15 protein-coding genes are annotated in these 19,087 nt (G+C 71.9%); 12 read left to right on the plus strand and 3 right to left on the minus strand.

Translation table 11 applies throughout. From position 1 onward, the window contains the following. Positions 1–184 precede the first annotated feature (184 nt). Positions 185–1,579, minus strand: coding sequence for an aspartate aminotransferase family protein (locus tag ACFVVL_RS29610; protein WP_380289891.1), 1,395 nt, complete (start codon positions 1,577–1,579; stop codon positions 185–187). Continuing rightward, on the minus strand, positions 1,576–2,049 hold the full coding sequence (locus ACFVVL_RS29615) for an Lrp/AsnC family transcriptional regulator (protein ID WP_030243538.1): 474 nt from the start codon (positions 2,047–2,049) through the stop codon (positions 1,576–1,578). The genes ACFVVL_RS29610 and ACFVVL_RS29615 overlap by 4 nt, the downstream gene beginning before the upstream one ends. Before the next feature lie 253 nt (positions 2,050–2,302). On the opposite strand from ACFVVL_RS29615, the gene ACFVVL_RS29620 reads away from it, so the two are divergent. From ACFVVL_RS29620 to ACFVVL_RS29630, 3 genes are all read left to right on the plus strand, one after another. Then, entirely contained in the window at positions 2,303–3,796 is a 1,494-nt protein-coding gene (locus tag ACFVVL_RS29620) for a gamma-aminobutyraldehyde dehydrogenase (RefSeq protein ID WP_380289889.1), read from the plus strand. Positions 3,797–3,937: 141 nt separating this feature from the next. After that, complete coding sequence (locus tag ACFVVL_RS29625) at positions 3,938–5,296, plus strand: aspartate aminotransferase family protein (RefSeq protein WP_387680584.1); 1,359 nt, start codon at positions 3,938–3,940, stop codon at positions 5,294–5,296. Between the two features lie 71 nt (positions 5,297–5,367). Then, the gene (locus ACFVVL_RS29630) at positions 5,368–6,570 is read left to right on the plus strand and encodes a spermidine/putrescine ABC transporter substrate-binding protein (protein ID WP_380289885.1); all 1,203 of its coding nucleotides are present in this window, start codon (positions 5,368–5,370) and stop codon (positions 6,568–6,570) included. A gap of 6 nt (positions 6,571–6,576) precedes the next feature. On the opposite strand, the gene ACFVVL_RS29635 is transcribed toward ACFVVL_RS29630, so the two are convergent. Further along, entirely contained in the window at positions 6,577–8,226 is a 1,650-nt protein-coding gene (locus tag ACFVVL_RS29635; protein ID WP_380289883.1) for a PucR family transcriptional regulator, read from the minus strand. A gap of 355 nt (positions 8,227–8,581) precedes the next feature. Here ACFVVL_RS29635 and ACFVVL_RS29640 point away from each other — a divergent pair, with 355 nt between their 5' ends. The 9 genes from ACFVVL_RS29640 (at position 8,582) to ACFVVL_RS29680 (ending at position 18,888) form a co-directional block, all read left to right on the plus strand. Then, complete coding sequence (locus tag ACFVVL_RS29640; protein ID WP_387680588.1) at positions 8,582–10,093, plus strand: gamma-aminobutyraldehyde dehydrogenase; 1,512 nt, start codon at positions 8,582–8,584, stop codon at positions 10,091–10,093. Between the two features lie 52 nt (positions 10,094–10,145). Further along, positions 10,146–11,402: a spermidine/putrescine ABC transporter substrate-binding protein gene (locus tag ACFVVL_RS29645; protein WP_380289879.1), complete on the plus strand. Its 1,257-nt coding sequence runs from the start codon at positions 10,146–10,148 to the stop codon at positions 11,400–11,402. 40 nt (positions 11,403–11,442) lie between these two features. Further along, complete coding sequence (locus tag ACFVVL_RS29650; RefSeq protein WP_380289877.1) at positions 11,443–12,585, plus strand: ABC transporter ATP-binding protein; 1,143 nt, start codon at positions 11,443–11,445, stop codon at positions 12,583–12,585. Further along, positions 12,582–13,511, plus strand: a complete 930-nt coding sequence (locus tag ACFVVL_RS29655; RefSeq protein WP_387680592.1) for an ABC transporter permease — start codon at positions 12,582–12,584, stop codon at positions 13,509–13,511. Before ACFVVL_RS29650 ends, ACFVVL_RS29655 begins: the two co-directional genes overlap by 4 nt. Then, positions 13,511–14,314, plus strand: coding sequence for an ABC transporter permease (locus ACFVVL_RS29660; RefSeq protein ID WP_380289874.1), 804 nt, complete (start codon positions 13,511–13,513; stop codon positions 14,312–14,314). The genes ACFVVL_RS29655 and ACFVVL_RS29660 overlap by 1 nt, the downstream gene beginning before the upstream one ends. An 80-nt stretch (positions 14,315–14,394) precedes the next feature. After that, complete coding sequence (locus ACFVVL_RS29665) at positions 14,395–15,789, plus strand: NAD(P)/FAD-dependent oxidoreductase (protein ID WP_387680596.1); 1,395 nt, start codon at positions 14,395–14,397, stop codon at positions 15,787–15,789. A 136-nt stretch (positions 15,790–15,925) separates the two neighbouring features. Beyond that, the gene (locus ACFVVL_RS29670; RefSeq protein WP_380289870.1) at positions 15,926–16,357 is read left to right on the plus strand and encodes a hypothetical protein; all 432 of its coding nucleotides are present in this window, start codon (positions 15,926–15,928) and stop codon (positions 16,355–16,357) included. A 61-nt stretch (positions 16,358–16,418) separates the two neighbouring features. Beyond that, positions 16,419–17,195 carry a nucleotidyl transferase AbiEii/AbiGii toxin family protein gene (locus ACFVVL_RS29675; protein ID WP_387680600.1) on the plus strand — a complete coding sequence of 259 codons (777 nt, stop codon included), beginning with the start codon at positions 16,419–16,421 and terminating at the stop codon, positions 17,193–17,195. Positions 17,196–17,364: 169 nt separating this feature from the next. Beyond that, the gene (locus ACFVVL_RS29680; protein ID WP_380289866.1) at positions 17,365–18,888 is read left to right on the plus strand and encodes a CoA-acylating methylmalonate-semialdehyde dehydrogenase; all 1,524 of its coding nucleotides are present in this window, start codon (positions 17,365–17,367) and stop codon (positions 18,886–18,888) included. Positions 18,889–19,087 lie beyond the last annotated feature (199 nt).

Here is a 19,087-nt window from a genome sequence, read left to right on the forward strand (position 1 = left end):
CGTCAGATTAGAACGATCGGACCCGGGCGCGGGCGCGGCACACTGCTCCATCCGGGGCAAATCACCCGCAATCAGGCGTGTTTGATCCGAAGTGCGGTCCGATGAACGGACCGGGAACGCCGCAGGGCGGCCCCGCCGAAGCGGGACCGCCCTGTGACTGAGGGTGGGGAGGAAAGCAGGGGGATCAGAGCTTCGCCCACGCGTCGGTCAGGCTGGTCCGCAGGATCTGCTCGATCTCGTCGAAGGTCGACTGGTCGGAGATCAGCGGCGGGGCCAGCTGGATGACCGGGTCGCCACGGTCGTCGGCGCGGCAGTACAGGCCGTTGTCGAAGAGGGCCTTCGACAGGAAGCCGTAGAGGACGCGCTCGACCTCTTCGTCGTTGAAGGACTCCTTGGTGACCTTGTCCTTGACGAGCTCGATGCCGTAGAAGTACCCGTTGCCGCGGACGTCGCCGACGATCGGCAGGTCGCGCAGCTTGCTCAGGGTGTTCAGGAACGCCGACTCGTTGTCGAGCACGTGCTGGTTCAGGCCCTCGCGCTCGAAGATGTCGAGGTTGGCCAGCGCCACCGCGGAGGACACCGGGTGACCGCCGAAGGTGTAGCCGTGCAGGAAGGTGTTGTCACCCTTGTAGAACGGCTCGGCGAGGCGGTCCGAGATGATCGTGGCGCCGATCGGGGAGTAGCCCGAGGTCATGCCCTTGGCGCAGGTGATCATGTCGGGCTGGTAGCCGAACTTGTCGGCGCCGAACATGGTGCCCAGGCGGCCGAAGGCGCAGATGACCTCGTCCGAGACCAGCAGCACGTCGTGGCGGTCGCAGATCTCGCGCAGGCGCTGGAAGTACCCGGGCGGCGGCGGGAAGCAGCCACCGGCGTTCTGCACCGGCTCGACGAAGACGGCGGCGACGGTCTCGGCGCCCTCGTTGAGGATGGCCACCTCGATCTCGTCGGCGCACCAGCGGCCGTAGGCCTCGGGGTCGACCGTGCCGTCGGGGCCCTCCAGGAAGGCCGGGGCGCGGTAGATGTTGGTGTTCGGCGCCTTGTGGGTGCCCGGCACCAGCGGCTCGAACGGGGCCTTCAGGCCCGGCAGGCCGGTGATGGACAGGGCGCCCTGCGGGGTGCCGTGGTAGGCGACGGCGCGCGAGATGACCTTGTACTTGGTCGGCTTGCCGGTCAGCTTGAAGTACTGCTTGGCGAGCTTCCAGGCGGTCTCGACGGCCTCGCCGCCACCGGTGGAGAAGAAGACCTTGTTCAGGTCGCCCGGGGCGTAGTTGGCCAGGCGCTCGGCCAGCTCGACGGCCTTCGGGTGGGCGTAGCTCCACACCGGGAAGAAGGCGAGCTCCTTGGCCTGCTTGGCGGCGGCCTCGGCGAGCTCCTCACGGCCGTGGCCGGCCTGGACGACGAACAGGCCGGCGAGGCCGTCGAGGTACTTGCGTCCCTTGTCGTCCCAGACGTAGGTGCCCTCGCCCTTGACGATCGTCGGCACGGGAGAGTTCTCGTACGACGACATGCGGGTGAAGTGCATCCACAGGTGGTCGTAGGCGGTCTTGGAAAGGTCCTTCTGCGCCGGGTCGGCTGTCATCGGGTGCCCCAGGTGTAGGTCTGTTTCCGGAGCTTCAGGTAAACGAAGCTCTCGGTGCTCCGCACGCCGGGAAGCGCGCGGATGCGCTTGTTGATCAGTTCGAGCAGGTGCTCGTCGTCCTCGCAGACCAGTTCGGCCAGGAGGTCGAACGAGCCAGCGGTGCAGACGACGTAGTCGACCTCGTCGAGGGCGGCCAGCGCGTCGGCGACGGGTTCGATGTCGCCCTCGACCCGGATTCCGACCATCGCCTGGCGGGTGAAGCCGACGGTGAGCGGGTCCGTGACGGCGACGATCTGCATCACGCCCTGGTCGAGCAGCTTCTGGACGCGCTGCCGCACGGCCGCCTCGGACAGGCCGACGGCCTTGCCGATGGCGGCGTACGGGCGGCGCCCGTCCTCCTGGAGCTGCTCGATGATCGCCTTGGAGGCGGCGTCGAGGGGAACGCTGGCGTTCCGGTCGCGGTTGGCCACGCCGCCACTGTGCCCGATCGTTCCCCCGTTCGCAAGCGCAAGAGCTGCTGATTTCGTCGCGATCTTGGAAAACGCATGCGGATTTCATCGTCTCTGCGTTGCCAGCCTGTCGATACCGGCAGTCGTCGGGCTAACCTGGCCACGGTACGCGCGCGGCCCCGCAGCGCCGTGCGCATTCCCCCGAACCAGTGGACCGCGGCACTTGCGGCGCGGCCACTCGGCGCCCTTCGTCGGCCGCTCCGGCCGACGTACCATGGCGCCGGATTCTGCAACGCCGCAGGCCGAGACCGAGGAGAGACCCGTGAGCGACCTTCGCACGCTGCGCAACTACATCAACGGTGAGTTCGTCGATGCGGCCGACGGCCGCACCCTCGACATCGTCGACCCCACCACCGGCGAGGTCTACGCGACGTCCCCGTTGTCCGGCGCCTCCGACGTGGACGCCGCCATGGACGCCGCCTCGGCCGCGTTCCCGGCCTGGCGGGACGCCACCCCGAGCACCCGGCAGAAGGTGCTGCTCAAGATCGCCGACGCGGTCGAGGCCCGCGCCGACGAGCTGGTGGACGCCGAGTGTCGCAACACCGGCAAGCCGCGGGCGCTGACCCTCTCCGAGGAGATCGGCCCGATGGTCGACCAGATCCGGTTCTTCGCCGGTGCCGCCCGCCTGCTGGAGGGCAAGGCCGCCGGTGAGTACATGGACGGCATGACCTCGATCGTCCGCCGCGAGCCGGTCGGCGTCTGCGCGCAGGTCGCGCCGTGGAACTACCCGATGATGATGGCGGTCTGGAAGTTCGCCCCGGCCATCGCCGCCGGCAACACCGTGGTGCTGAAGCCGTCCGACACCACCCCCGCCTCCACCGTGCTGCTGGCCGAGATCATCGGCGGCGTGCTCGCCGAGCTGGAGCTGCCGGCCGGCGTCTTCAACGTCATCTGCGGCGACCGCGAGACCGGCCGCCTGATGGTCGAGCACAAGACCCCGGCGATGGCCTCCATCACCGGTTCGGTGCGCGCCGGCATCCAGGTCGCCGAGTCCGCCTCCAAGGACGTCAAGCGCGTCCACCTGGAGCTGGGCGGCAAGGCCCCGGTCGTGGTCTTCGAGGACGCCGACATCGCCGAGGCCGTCGAGGGCATCTCGGTGGCGGGCTTCTTCAACGCCGGCCAGGACTGCACCGCGGCCACCCGCGTGCTGGTCCACGAGTCGATCCACGACGCCTTCGTCGAGGCGCTGGCCAAGGCCGCCGCCGAGACCAGGACCGGTGGCGTGGACGACGAGGACGTGCTGTACGGCCCGCTGAACAACGCCAACCAGCTGAAGCAGGTCTCCGGCTTCATCGAGCGCCTGCCGGAGCACGCCAAGGTCGAGGCCGGCGGCCACCGGGTCGGCGACAAGGGCTTCTTCTACGCCCCGACCGTCGTCTCGGGCCTGCAGCAGGACGACGAGATCATCCAGAACGAGGTCTTCGGCCCGGTCATCACCGTGCAGAAGTTCTCCGACGAGGAGCAGGCCGTCGGCTACGCCAACGGCGTCGAGTTCGCACTCGCCTCCTCGGTGTGGACCAAGGACCACGCCCGCGCCATGCGGATGTCGCGCCGCCTGGACTTCGGCTGCGTCTGGATCAACACCCACATCCCGCTGGTCGCCGAGATGCCGCACGGTGGCTTCAAGAAGTCCGGCTACGGCAAGGACCTCTCCTCCTACGGCTTCGAGGACTACACCCGCGTCAAGCACGTCATGACCGCGATCTGATGAGCTGTTGATCATGTGATCGGGCATTGGGCCCGGGTCGTGCCGACCCGGGCCCTGCGCTTTGCACCCTGTCGGCGGGCGGCACGACCGGCTGACAGGATGGAGCTCCACTTCGGCCCGGCGAGTCCCTAGCCTTGCCGCATGAGCATCCCCACCGCTGACTCAGCCGCCGGCCAGGCCGTCAAGGCCGCCGACCGCGCGCACGTCTTCCACTCGTGGTCCGCCCAGGCGCTGATCGACCCCCTCGCGGTGGCCGGCGCCGAGGGCTCGTACTTCTGGGACTACGACGGCAACCGCTACCTCGACTTCTCCTCCCAGCTGGTCAACACCAACATCGGTCACCAGCACCCGAAGGTGGTCGCGGCGATCCAGGAGCAGGCGGCGAAGCTCTGCACCATCGCCCCCGGCTTCGCGGTCGAGTCCCGCAGCGAGGCCGCCCGGCTGATCGCCGAGCGCACCCCGGGCGACCTCGACAAGATCTTCTTCACCAACGGCGGTGCCGAGGCCAACGAGAACGCCATCCGGCTGGCCCGGCTGCACACCGGCCGGCAGAAGGTGCTCTCCACCTACCGCTCGTACCACGGCGCCACCGCCAACGCGATCGCCCTGACCGGCGACCCGCGCCGCTGGGCCAACGAGACCGGCGTCTCCGGCGTCGTGCACTTCTGGGGCCCGTACGCCTACCGCTCCAACTTCCACGCCGAGAACGAGGCGCAGGAGTGCGAGCGCGCGCTGGCCCACCTGGAGCAGGTCCTCGCCTTCGAGGGCCCCGGCACCGTCGCGGCGGTCATCCTGGAGACCGTGGTCGGCACCGCCGGCATCCTCGTCCCGCCGCCCGGCTACCTGGCCGGCGTCCGGGAGATCTGCGACCGCCACGGCATCGTCCTCATCCTCGACGAGGTGATGGCCGGCTTCGGCCGCACCGGCGAGTGGTTCGCCGCCGACCACTGGGGCGTCACCCCCGACCTGCTCACCTTCGCCAAGGGCGTCAACTCGGGCTACGTCCCGCTCGGCGGCGTGGCGATCAGCGCGGAGATCGCCGCCACCTTCGCGGAGCGGGCGTTCCCCGGCGGCCTCACCTATTCGGGTCACCCGCTGGCCTGCGCCTCCGCGGTGGCGACCATCACCACGATGGCCGAGGAGGGCATCGTCGAGAACGCCAAGCACATCGGCGAGAGCGTGCTCGGCCCCGGCCTGCGCGAGCTGGCCGAGCGTCACCCGTCCGTCGGCGAGGTGCGCGGGCTCGGCGTCTTCTGGGCGCTCGACCTGGTCCGCGACCGCGCCACCCGCGAGCCGCTGGTGCCGTACAACGCGGCCGGCGCCGCCAACGCGCCGATGGCCGAGCTGGCCGCCGCCTGCAAGCAGCGCGGACTGTGGCCGTTCGTCAACATGAACCGCTTCCACGTCGTCCCGCCGTGCACCGTCACCGAGGAGGAGGCGAAGACCGGCCTCGCCGTCCTCGACGAGGTGCTGTCGCTGACCGACGCGCACACCGTCTGACACCCCGACCGGACGGCCCCGGGCGCTCCCCCCGTGCGCCCGGGGCCGTGCCACGCCCCGGAGGCCCCACCATGCCCAGCACCACCACGTCCCGCCGCCCGAGCGGGTCCCGCCGTCCGACCCGCCGCCGGGTGCTCGGCGCCACCGCCGGACTGTTCGGGACCGCCGCCCTGACCGGCTGCGGCATCCCCTCCGCGTACGTGGACGAGGACCGCCGCTCCGCCCCCGACCGCTCGGAGGGCGACCGGCGGCTGGGCTTCTCCAACTGGACCCAGTACATCGACGTCGACGACGACGGCGGGCGCCCCACCCTGGACGACTTCACCGAGCGGACCGGGATCAAGGTCACCTACACCGAGGACATCAACGACAACGACGAGTTCTTCGGCAAGATGGGGCCGGTGCTCACCCAGGGCACCGACCCCGGGCGGGACCTGATGGTGGTCAGCGACTGGATGGTCGGCCGCTACATCGGGCTCGGCTGGGTGCAGGCCCTGGACCGGGCCAACCTGCCCCACGTCACCGCGCAGCTGGACCCGCAGCTGGCCGACCCGGCGGTCGACCCCGGGCGCCGGCACAGCGTGCCCTGGCAGTCCGGCATCACCGGCATCGCCTACAACCGCAAGGAGCTCGGCCGCGAGCTGAAGTCCGTCTCCGACCTCTGGGCACCCGACCTCAAGGGCCGGGTCACCCTGTTCGCCGGCCTGGACGAGGCGCTCGGCCTGCTGATGCTCTCCCAGGGCGCCGACGTCACGGCCTTCACCGAGGACGACGCGCACCGGGCGATGGACCTGGTGCAGCGGATGGTCGACAGCCGGCACGTGCGCCGCTTCACCGGCAACGACTACACCGGTGACCTGGCCTCCGGCGCCGCGCTGGCCTGCCAGGCGTACTCCGGCGACGCCGTGCAGCTCACGGCCGAGAACCCGGACCTCGCCTTCGTGGTGCCCGAGGAGGGCGGCGAACTCTGGGCCGAGAGCCTCCTGATCCCCAACCGGGCCGGGCACAAGCGCAACGCCGAGCTGCTGATCGACCACTACTACCGGCCCGAGGTGGCCGCCGAACTGGCCGCCGCCGTGCAGTACATCTGCCCGGTGCCGGCCGCCCGCGAGGTGCTGGCGGCCAGCGGGGACCGGGAGCGGGCGGAACTGGCGGAGCACCCGCTGGTCTTCCCGACCGATGACATGCGGGCCCGGCTGCACACCATGCGCGACGTCACCTCCGCCGAGCGGCCCGGCCTGCACAAGGTGTGGACCCGCATCACCGGGGCCTGAGGCCCGCTACCGGCGCACCGCGTCCAGCGCCAGCAGCGCCACGTGCAGGGAGAGGCAGGACTCGACCTGGTCGAGGTCGACCCCGAGGATCCGCTCGACCTTGTGCAGCCGGTCGTAGAAGGACGGCCGGGACAGGTGCGCGGCGTCCGCGGCGGCGGACTTGTTGCGGCCCTGCTCCAGGTAGATCCGCAGCATCCGCACCAGCTGGCCGTTGTGCTCGGCGTCGAAGGCGAGCAGCGGGCCCAGCTCCCGCTCGACGTAGGTCTGCAGCCGGGCGTCGTCGCGCAGCAGGTGCAGCAGGCCGCGCAGCCGCACGTCGGGCAGCCGGTAGTAGGACGCCGTCCGCCCGCCGGGCACGTCGTGCAGCGCGGCGTCGGCGACCTGGGCGGCCTCCAGCAGGGTGCGCCGGGCGTCGCGCACCGAGCCGACCGAGGAGCCGACCGCGACCACCGGGGCCGGCACCGGCTGGTCCCGGGCCGCCTCGGCGGCCAGCCGGCGCAGCGCCGCGGCGAAGGCGTCCAGCGCCGCGTGCTCGTCCTGCTGGGGGCCGAGCGCGATCAGCACCCCGACGCCCTCGTCGTCCAGCGCGCCGACCAGCGCCGGGAGCCGGCAGGAGCGGACGGCGCCGGCCGCCAGTTCGGTGAAGTCGCGCAGCCGGGCCTGCGCCTCCAGCGCGGCGTGGATCGGGCCGCGCCGCTGGCGCAGCACCGCGCCGACCAGCCGCCGGCCCTCCAGCGGGACGCCGAGCGCCTGGGCGCGCAGCGCCACCTCGGAGACGGTCAGCGCGTGGGTGAGGATGCCGGAGAGCAGCGTGCGGTGGGTCTGGCGCTCCAGGCTCTCCCGGTCGCGGACCACCAGCCGGTTGAGCGCCAGCGCGGAGGCGCCGCGTTCCAGCAGCATGGTGAACGGGTGCGGGCCGCCCTCCGGCAGCGGCCCCGGCTCCTGCACCAGCACCAGCCGTCCCCAGTCCTGGCCGCGGGCGCCGACCGTGGTGACCAGCCAGCCGCTGCGCGGGTCGTGACCGGTGCGCCCGGGCGGGCGGACCCCGCGCGAGCGGCGCTCCCAGTCCTCCAGCAGCTCGGCCTCGGGCCGTCCGGCGGGGTCGTGGGTGAGCACCTGGTGGGCGAGGTTCTCCAGGACCACCGGGGCGCCCGCGATCCGGGCCACCTGGCGGACCACCTCGGCCGGCTCGGCGCCCTCCACGACCAGTTCGTTGAAGACCTGGTGGATCGCCTCGGAGGTGCGCAGCTGCTCCAGCTGGGCGTTGACGACCAGGGCGTGCACCGCCTCGGTGACGGCGACGAAGCGCAGCTCGCGGCGGAGCACGACCAGCGGCAGCCCGCGCTGCTCGGCGGCGTGCACCAGGGCGCGCGGAAGGGTGTCGAAGTAGCGCCGGCCGAACTCGATGACCAGTCCGGCCACCCCGATGTCGGCGAGCTCGCGCACGTACCGGGCCAGTCCCTCGCGGTCCTCGGGCAGGGCGATGCCGGTGCTCAGCACCAGCTCACCGCCCTGCAGCACGCCCGCCACGTCGGGAAGCTCGCTGACGTGCACCCAGCGGACCGGGCGTTCCAGGTGATCGGCGCCGGCCACCACCTGGGGCAGGCCGCGGCGCATCACCTCAAGGTCGAGCACATGGGCGACGGTGGGGAGCATCGCGGCCTCCAGGGTTCAGAGTGTCAGGCAATCATCCATCGCGGCGACGAACTGTTGCCCTCCCCGAAGCCTTGCACCCTGTAAGGCGCTTCGCGCCGAGGTTGTCGCAGTGACCCTTGTTACGCCCCGGCGGCAGCGGGCATGGTCAGCGGGTCGGCAATGCCGAGACCTGGACATCCCCGGTGGTCAGCCGGTTTGATGCCCCGCACCGGACCCCGCACCCCGCGGCCCCCCACGCCCGGCCCGACCGGTCGGACGGTGCCGGTGCGGCCCTCGGCCCGCCGACCGGTGCGGCACGGCGGGACCGGCGCGGCCGTCCGTGCCGCACACGAACCACCCGGACTTGGAGGAAGCAATGGACCTGACCGACTTCGGCGCGGGCGCGCAGTACATCGCGGGCCGGTGCAGCCGGGGGGACGGCGATCCCTTCCAGGTCGTCAACCCGGCCGACGGCAGCGTCGTCGAGGAGGTCGCGCTGGCCTCCACCGGGCAGGTCGACGAAGCCGTGGCCGCCGCCCGGGCCGCGCTGCCGCAGTGGTCCGGTGCCACCCCCGGCGCCCGCTCCGAGGCGCTGACCCGGCTGGCCGCGGTCCTCACCGACGCGGCCGCCGACCTCGCCCGGGTCGAGACCGCGCAGACCGGCAAGCCGATCAAGCTCTCCACCGAGTTCGACGTCCCCGGCACCATCGACAACACCGCCTTCTTCGCCGGGGCCGCCCGCCACCTGGAGGGCAAGGCGGCCGGCGAGTACTCCGGCGACCACACCTCCTACGTGCGGCGCGAGGCGATCGGCGTGGTCGGCTCCGTCTCGCCGTGGAACTACCCGCTGCAGATGGCCGCCTGGAAGGTCCTGCCGGCGATCGCGGCCGGCAACACCGTCGTCCTCAAGCCGGCCGAGCTGACCCCGCTGACCTCGCTGATGTTCGCCCGGGCCTGCACCCTGGCCGGCATCCCGGACGGCGTGGTCAACGTCGTCACCGGCGCGGGCCGGGTCGCGGGGGAGCACCTGGTCGCCCACCCGGACGTCGCGATGGTCTCCTTCACCGGCTCCACCGCGGTCGGCAGGCGGGTCGCCGAACTCGCCACCTCGACCGTCAAGCGCACCCACCTGGAACTCGGCGGCAAGGCCCCGTTCGTGGTCTTCGACGACGCCGACCTGGACGCCGCCGTGCACGGCGCGGTCGCCGCCTCGCTGATCAACGGCGGCCAGGACTGCACCGCCGCCACCCGCGCCTACGTGCAGCGGCCGCTCTACGACGCCTTCGTGGCCGGCGTCGCCGAGCTGTACGGCGCGATCCGGCTGGGCGACCCGCTCGACCCGCGCACCGACCTCGGCCCGCTGGTCTCCTTCACCCACCGCGACCGGGTGGCCGGCTTCGTCGAACGCGCCCGCGGCTACGCGACCGTGGTCACCGGCGGCGCCGCCCCCGACCGGGGCCACGACGGCAGCGACCTCACCCGCGGCGCCTACTACCGCCCCACCCTGATCACCGGCGCCGCCCAGGACAGCGAGGTCGTCCAGGGCGAGATCTTCGGCCCCGTCCTGGTCGTGCTCCCCTTCGACAGCGACGACGAAGGCCTGCGGCTGGCCAACGACACCCCCTACGGCCTCGCCGCCTCGGCCTGGACCGGCAACGTGCACCGCTCGCTGCGCGCCACCCGCGAGATCGCGGCGGGCTGCGTCTGGGTCAACGACCACATCCCGATCATCAGCGAGATGCCGCACGGCGGCTACAAGTCCTCCGGCTACGGCAAGGACATGTCGCAGTACTCGCTGGACGAGTACACCCAGGTCAAGCACGTCATGTTCGACACCACCGCGGTCGCCCGCAAGGACTGGCACCGCACCGTCTTCGGAGACAGATAACGGACCCGGGTGGTCCCCCACACCCCCCTTCGCCCCCCAGGAGGCCCGTCCCATGGCGTTCAACGAGCTCACCGACGGACTGTCGGAACCGGTCCGCAAGGCCTGGGAACGCAGTCTGACCAGTGGCCGGGCCGCCCTCAGCCGGCGCACCGTGCTGCGCGCCGCCGCCCTCACCGCCGGCGCGGGCTCGCTGGCCGCCTGCGGCATCCCGCCGGCCAGGACCGTCAACGGGACCGGCGACTCCACCGCCAACGCCGCCCCGGACCTCTCCGAGAGCGAGCGGGAGGTGAACTTCTCCAACTGGCCGCTCTACATCGACACCGACGAGAACGACAAGGAGAAGCACGGCACCCTGGAGGCCTTCACGGCCGCCACCGGGATCAAGGTCAGGTACACCGAGGACGTCAACGACAACGTCGAGTTCTTCGGCAAGGTCAAGCCCCAGCTCGCGGCCGGCCAGGACACCGGCCGTGACCTGATGGTGCTCACCGACTGGATGGCGGCCCGGATGATCCGCCTCGGCTGGGCGCAGAAGCTCAACCCCGCCAACGTCACCACCGCCATCACCAACGTCGACTCCCGCTTCCGCGCCCCGGACTGGGACCCGGGCCGGCTCTACAGCTACCCGTGGGCCGGCATCCAGGTGGTCGTCGCCTACAACAAGAAGGCCACCAAGGGGAAGGAGGTCACCAGCGTCGCCCAGCTGCTGGAGGACCCCGACCTCAAGGGGCGGGTGACCTTCCTCTCCGAGATGCGCGACAGCATCGGCATCACCCTGCTGGACATGGGCAAGGACCCGGCGACGTTCACCGCCGACGACTACGCGGCCGCCGTCGCCCGGCTGCAGAAGGCCGTCGACAACAAGCAGATCCGCCGCTTCACCGGCAACGACTACGGCCAGGAGCTCTCCTCCGGCGACATCGCCGCCTGCGTCGCCTGGGGCGGCGACCTGATCCAGCTGCGCGCCGACAACCCCGACATCGAGTTCGCCATCCCCGAGAAGGGCTTCGTGAGCAGCACCGACAACCTGCTCGTCCCGGCCAAGGCCCAGCACAAGACGAACGCCGAGAAGCTGATCGACTTCTACTACCGGCCGAAGATCGCGGCGCAGCTGACCGCGGGCATCGGCTTCGTCTCCGCCGTCGCCGGCATGCCGGAGGAACTGGCCGCCCTCGCCCCCGAGAGCGCGGCCAACCCGCTGGTCGTCCCCACCCCCGGGATGGCGGCCAAGGCGCACGTCTTCCGGACCCTCACCGAGACCGAGGAGAGCGACTTCGAGGAGAAGTTCTCCAAGCTCATCGGCGCCTGACCCCCCACCGACGGCAGAGAGAACCAGAGAGACCCCACCCATGACAGAGCAGCAGAGCTCCGCGGCCGCCGGCGGCGACGTCCGCCTCACCGGCATCGGCAAGACCTACGGCTCCTTCACCGCCGTGCACCCGCTGGACCTGACCGTTCCCCAGGGCTCCTTCTTCGCCCTGCTCGGCGCCTCCGGCTGCGGCAAGACCACCACCCTGCGGATGATCGCCGGCCTGGAGGAGCCCAGCACCGGAACCGTCCTGATCGGCGACCAGGACGTCACCGGGCTCCCGCCGTACAAGCGGCCGGTGAACACCGTCTTCCAGAGCTACGCGCTCTTCCCCCACCTCGACATCTTCGAGAACGTCGCCTTCGGCCTGCGCCGCCGCGGCCGGAAGGACGTCAAGAAGCAGGTCGACGAGATGCTCGAACTGGTCGAGCTCGGCCCGTACGCCCGCCGCAAGCCGCACCAGCTCTCCGGCGGCCAGCAGCAGCGCGTCGCCGTCGCCCGCGCGCTCATCAACCACCCCCGGGTGCTGCTCCTCGACGAGCCGCTCGGCGCCCTCGACCTCAAGCTCCGCCGGCAGATGCAGCTGGAGCTCAAGCGGATCCAGACCGAGGTCGGCATCACCTTCGTGCACGTCACCCACGACCAGGAGGAGGCCATGACCATGGCCGACACCATCGCGGTGATGAACGGCGGCCGGGTCGAACAGCTCGGCGCCCCCGCCGAGCTCTACGAGCACCCCGCCACCACCTTCGTGGCCAACTTCCTCGGCCAGTCCAACCTGCTGGCCGCCGAGGTCACCGGCGGCGCCGGCGAGGACCTGCTGCTCACCGCCGCCGGCACCCGGCTCACCGTCCCCAGGGCCCGCTGCGCCACCGGCGCCACCCGGGTCCACCTCGGCGTGCGGCCCGAGAAGATCACCATCGAGCACGGCTCCGCCGAGGTCGCCGACGGCCGCAACCGGCTCGCCGGCACCGTCGTCGACTCCAGCTTCATCGGCGTCTCCACCCAGTACCTGGTGCGCACCGACGGCGGCCAGGAGGTCACCGTCTTCGAGCAGAACATGGAGCGCGACGCCCGGATCGTCCCCGGCGCCCCCGTCGTCCTGCACTGGAACCCGGCCCACTCCTTCGCCCTGGACGCCGCCCAGGCGATCGACGCGGGCACCGGGGAGGCCGCGGCATGACCACCACCACCCCGGCGGCGCCACCCCAGGTCGTCCCCCTCCCCGAACCGGCCCCCCGGGCCCGGCGCCGGCTCACCCCGTACTGGCTGCTGCTGCCCGGCATCGCCTGGCTGGTCGTCTTCTTCGCGGTGCCGATGGTCTACCAGGCCTCCACCTCGCTGCAGACCGGCTCGCTGGAGGACGGCTTCCGCGTCACCTGGCACCTCGCCACCTACTGGGACGCCCTGGTCGAGTACAAGTGGCACTTCGTCCGCTCGTTCGGCTACGCCGCCACCGCCACCGTGCTCTGCCTCGCCATCGGCTACCCGCTCGCCTACACCATCGCGTTCAAGGTGAACCGGCGCTGGCGCAACGTCATGCTGATCCTGGTCATCGCGCCGTTCTTCACCAGCTTCCTGATCCGCACCCTCGCCTGGAAGACCATCCTCTCGGACGGCGGCCCGGTGGTCGGCGCGCTCGACGCCCTGCACGTCCTCGACGTCACCGCCGCCCTCGGGCTCACCGAGGGGGACCGGGTGCTCGCCACCCCGCTCGCGGTGGTCTGCGGCCTCACCTACAACTTCCTGCCCTTCATGATCCTTCCGCTGTACACCTCGCTGGAGCGGATCGACCCGCGCCTGCACGAGGCCTCCGGCGACCTCTACGCCCGCCCGTTCACCACCTTCCGCAAGGTGACCTTCCCGATCTCGCTGCCCGGCGTGGTCGCCGGCACCCTGCTCACCTTCATCCCCGCCTCCGGCGACTACATCAACGCCCAGCTGTTGGGATCGCCGAGCGAGCAGATGGTCGGCAACGGCATCCAGAAGCAGTTCCTGAACGTGCTCGACTACCCCACCGCGGCCGCGCTGAGCTTCATCCTGATGGCCCTGATCCTGGGCATCGTGACGGTCTACATGCGCAAGGCCGGGACGGAGGAACTGGTCTGATGTCCCGAGTGACCGCCTGGATCCGCCGCAACCTGGTGGTGCTGGCCGGCCTGCTGGCCCTCGCCTACCTGGTGCTCCCCAACCTCGTCGTGCTCGCCTTCTCGTTCAACAAGCCGGTCGGCAAGTTCAACTACGAGTGGAACGAGTTCTCCACCGACGCCTGGACCGACCCCTGCGGCGTGGCCGACATGTGCCAGTCGCTCTCGCTCAGCCTGCAGATCGCGGTCGCCGCCACCATCGGCGCCACCGTCCTCGGCACGATGGTCGCCTTCGCGCTGGCCCGCTACCGCTTCCGCGGCAAGGCCGCCACCAGTGCGATGATCTTCCTGCCGATGGCGATGCCCGAGGTCGTGATGGCCGCCTCGCTGGGCACCCTCTTCCTCAACATGCGCATCCCGTTCGGCTTCACCACCATCCTCATCGCGCACATCATGTTCTGCCTCAGCTTCGTGGTGACGGCGGTCAAGGCCCGCGTGATGAGCATGGACCCGAGGCTCGAACAGGCCGCCCAGGACCTCTACGCCACCCCCGCCCAGACCTTCCTGAGGGTCACCCTGCCGCTCGCCGCCCCCGGCATCGCGGCCGGCGCGCTGCTCAGCTTCGCGCTCTCCTTCGACGACTTCATCATCACCCAGTTCAACTCGGGCCCGACCACGGTCACCTTCCCGATGTTCGTCTGGGGCGCCTCGCAGCGCGGCATCCCGGTCCAGGTCAACGTCATCGGGACCGCGATGTTCATCGCCGCCGTCGTCCTCACCGTCGCCGGCCAGTGGCTCGGCAACCGCCGCAAGGCCACCGCCTGACCCGTCCGGCCGCCCGCCCGGCGTACCGTCGGGAGGCGGCCGACCACCATCACCAATGTGCAGAAAGTGGCTGATAATGCATGGACTCCGCCCGCGCGCTCAGTGACGCCAGGCCCACCCCCTTCTGGCTGGAGGACCCCGGCCGGCCGGCGGCCCTGCCCGCCCTGGCCGGCGACACCGACTGCGACCTGTTGGTCGTCGGCGGCGGCTACTCCGGCCTCTGGACCGCCCTCGTCGCCAAGGAGCGCGACCCCTCGCTGGACGTCGTCCTGGTCGAGGGCAAGGAGACGGGGTGGGCCGCGTCCGGGCGCAACGGCGGATTCTGCGCGGCCAGCCTGACCCACGGCTTCGGCAACGGCCTGCAGCGCTGGCCCTCCGAACTCGGACAGCTGGAACGCCTCGGCGCCGCCAACCTGGACGCCATCGGGTCCACCCTGGAGCGCTACGGCATCGACGCCGAGTGGGAGCGCACCGGTGAGATCGACATCGCCACCCAGCCGCACCAGCTCGACGAACTGCACGAGGTCGCCGAGGCCGTCGGCCGGTACGGCCTCGACGTCACCGTGCTCGACCGCGACGAACTGCGCGCCCAGGTCGACTCGCCCACCTTCCTCGGCGGGATCTGGGACAAGGACGGCGTGGCCATGGTCCACCCCGCCAAGCTGGCCTGGGGCCTCAAGGAGGCCTGCCTGGCCCAGGGCGTGCGGATCTTCGAGCACACCCCGGCGACCGACCTGCGCGAACACGGCGCCGGCATGGCCGTGCGCACCCCCTACGGCCGGGTCCTGGCCGGCAAGGTGGCACTCGGCACCAACGCCTTCCCGTCCCTGCTCAAGCGGGTCCGCCCGTACATCGTCCCGGTCTACGACTACGCGCTGATGACCGAGCCGCTCACCGCCGAGCAGCTCGCGGCCATCGGCTGGCACGGCCGCCAGGGGCTCAGCGACAGCGCCAACAAGTTCCACTACTTCCGGCTCTCCGCCGACAACCGGATCCTCTGGGGCGGCTACGACGCCGTCTACCGCTTCGGCGGACACCTGCGGCACGAGTACGACCAGCGCCCGGAGACCTTCCGCACCCTCGCGCGGAACTTCTTCCACTGCTTCCCCCAGCTGGAAGGCCTCCGCTTCACCAACGCCTGGGGCGGCGCGATCGACACCTGCAGCCGGTTCTCCGCCTTCTTCGACACCGCCCACCGGGGCCGGGTCGCGTACGCCGCCGGCTTCACCGGCCTCGGCGTCGGCGCCACCCGGTTCGGTGCCGAGGTCATGCTCGACCTGCTCGCCGGCGAGCGCACCGAGCGCACCGAACTGGAGATGGTCCGCCGCAAGCCGCTGCCGTTCCCGCCCGAACCGGTCCGCTGGGCCGGCATCGGGATCACCACCCGCTCGCTGGAGCTCGCCGACCGCACCGGCGGCCGGCGCAACCTCTGGCTGCGCACCCTCGACCGGATGGGGCTCGGCTTCGACAGCTGACCCCGGCACCACCCCGAGGACGCCGATCGCGCGAACCGTGTAAGAGAGACCCGCCGTCCCCCTCTCGTTGGTGACGGCGGGTCCCGGCATGTCCCGCCGCCACCGAACGCACCGACGCGCAGAGCGGGGACACCACATGGAGATCACCGGACTCGACTGGCTCGCCCAGGCCGCACCCGACCCGGCGGCCTTCCGGGAGCAGTGGGAACGCAGCGGCCTCGGCCTGGTGCTGCTCCCCGCCGGACGGCACTGGGACGTCCTCTCCGTCCCCGGCCGGCTCGGCCGCCCGGCCGCCGACCTGATCGGCACCGCCTCCCGGGGGCCGGTGCTCGCCGACTTCGGCGACGAGCACATCGGCTTCCTGGTGCCCGCCGGCACCGCCGCCCGCTGGATCGGCACCGGCGTGCGCTGCGCGGGGGAGGGCACCTGGATCGTCGTCCCCCACCCCGACCGCCGCGGCCGGGGCGTGCGCTGGCTCGTCCCGCCCGACGGCACCGGACGGCTCAACGACCCGGTCCTCCTGGAACTCGCCCTGCACGAGGCGGCCGCCGGACTCGGCGACTGGTGAGCGGCCGGCCCGCGCCGGTCCGCCGGGCGCGCCGCCGTCCGCGGCGCGCCAGACTGGAGGGGTGACCACCGCCCCGGGCGCCGTCGGCCCCTCCCTCCACCCGGGCCCGGCCCAGCTGCGCCTCGTCGAACTGGCCCGGCCCGTGGGCGACCGGCACGGCCTCGCCCTCGCCGGCGGGCACGGGCTGCGCGCCCACGGCGTCCCGGCCTGCGACCAGGACGGACTCACCCTGGTGGCCGCCGGGGCCACCGACCTGCCGCGGGCCGCCGCCGAGCTGGTGGCCGGCTACCGCGCGGCGGGCGCCGGTGTCGCCGAGCGGCCCGGCACACCCCGGCTGGAGCAGCTCTCCGTCCGGCTCCTCCTCGGCGGGCGCGCGCACACCGTCGAGCTGCGCAAGGAACCGCTCGGCCACCACCCCGTCCGGGTCGACCTCGACGGGCCGGACGGCACCCCGCTGACGGTGACCGTGGTCGCCCTGGAGGACGCGGCCGCCCTCACCACCGCCCTGCTCGTCGACCGCGCCCTGCCCCGGGACCTGATCGACGTGCACGCCCTCACCGCCTGCTACCGGGAGGGCGAACTGCTCGCCCTCGCCGCCGGGCTGGACGCCGAGTTCCAGCCCACCGCGCTCGCCGAGCGGCTGGAGACGCTGGCCGAGGCCGCCGACGGCCGGTTCCGGGCCCGCGGCCTGCCGGCGGAGGAGGTCGACGGGCTGAAGCGGTGGGCCCTGGCCTGGGCCCAGGACCTCCGGCTGGACCTGCTGGAGACCCAGGAGGCCGCCGACGGGCTGCACGACCCCTATCTGGAGGACCAGGAGGACGCGGCCGACGACCTGTAAGGCTGAATCCCCGATCCCCGTCAGCCTGTTCGTTGAGACCGCCCGGACCGGCCAGCAGACTGGACGGGTAGCGCGGTAGCCCCGTGACCCCGCCGCCCGTCCCGCACGGGCGGCGCCACACCAGGGACCGGTGGCGCCAGGCCGCCCGGACTTCGGAGGCAGACGGACCTTGAGCAAGCACATCACCCACTGGATCGGCGGCCGGCCGGTCGCCACCGCCGGTGCCGCGCCCCGCCGCGGTGACATCTTCGACCCGGCCACCGGCCGGGTCACGGGCCAGGTCGACTTCGCCGAGGTCGCGGAGGTCGACCAGGCGGTCGCCGCCGCCGCTTCGGCCTTCACCGAGTGGCGCACCGCCTCGGTCGCCAAGCGCGCCACGGTGCTCTTCTCCTTCCGCGAGCTGCTCAACGCCCGCAAGGACGAGCTGGCCTCGATCATCGTCTCCGAGCACGGCAAGGTGCACTCGGACGCGCTCGGTGAGATCGCCCGCGGTCTGGAGGTCGTCGAGTACGCCTGCGGCATCCCGCAACTGCTCAAGGGCGGCTTCACCGAGCAGGCCTCGACCGGTGTCGATGTCTACTCGATCCGCCAGCCGCTCGGCCCGGTCGCGATCATCTCGCCGTTCAACTTCCCGGCCATGGTGCCGATGTGGTTCTTCCCGATCGCCATCGCGGCCGGCAACACCGTCGTCGTCAAGCCGTCGGAGAAGGACCCGTCCGCCGCCGACTTCCTCGCCGGGCTGTGGAAGGAGGCCGGGCTGCCGGACGGCGTCTTCAACGTCGTGCACGGCGACAAGGTCGCGGTGGACCGCCTGCTGGAGCACCCCGACGTCAAGTCGGTCAGCTTCGTCGGCTCCACCCCGATCGCCCGCTACGTCTACGAGACCGGCACCCGCTACGGCAAGCGCGTGCAGGCCCTCGGCGGTGCCAAGAACCACATGCTGGTCCTGCCGGACGCCGACCTCGACCTGAGCGCCGACGCCGCCGTCAACGCGGGCTTCGGCGCGGCCGGCGAGCGCTGCATGGCCGTCTCCGTCCTGGTCGCCGTCGACCCGATCGGCGACGAGCTGGTCGAGAAGATCAAGCAGCGGATGGCCACCCTCACCGTCGGCCCCGGCTGCAACGGCGAGTCCGAGATGGGTCCGCTGGTCACCGGTCAGCACCGGGACAAGGTCACCTCCTACGTGGAGTCCGGCCTCGCCGACGGCGCCGAGCTGGCCGTCGACGGCCGCAAGCACCCGGTCACCGCCGAGGACCGCGACGGCACGCCGACCGCGGACGGCTTCTGGCTCGGCCCCACGCTCTTCGACCACGTGAAGCCCGGCATGTCCGTCTACACGGACGAGATCTTCGGCCCGGTCCTCTCGGTGGTGCGCGTCTCCTCCTACGAGGAGGGCCTCGCCCTCATCAACGCCAACCCGTACGGCAACGGCACCGCCATCTTCACCAACGACGGCGGCGCCGCCCGGCGCTTCCAGTTCGAGGTCGAGGTCGGCATGGTCGGCATCAACGTGCCGATCCCGGTGCCGGTCGCCTACTACTCCTTCGGCGGCTGGAAGGCCTCGCTGTTCGGCGACGCCCATGCGTACGGCCAGGACGGCGTGCAGTTCTTCACCCGCGGCAAGGCGGTCACCCAGCGCTGGCTGGACCCGTCCCACGGCGGCATCAACCTCGGCTTCCCGACCAACAGCTGAGTCCGGAGCAACGCAGGCCGGTCCGCGGGTGCGCGGGCCGGCCTGCGGCGTGTCCGGGAGTTTGCCCGGCGTTTGCCTTCGGCCGAGAACCGGCGTAGTGTTTCCTAGTCGCTCGGCAGGGAGCACCGGACACGCATCGGCGCGGACGGTCCCGGAGCGGCCAATCCTCTGGAAATGCCAACGCCTCCCCGGCACGGGG

The organism is Kitasatospora sp. NPDC058115, from assembly GCF_042884635.1.
Classification (GTDB): domain Bacteria; phylum Actinomycetota; class Actinomycetes; order Streptomycetales; family Streptomycetaceae; genus Kitasatospora.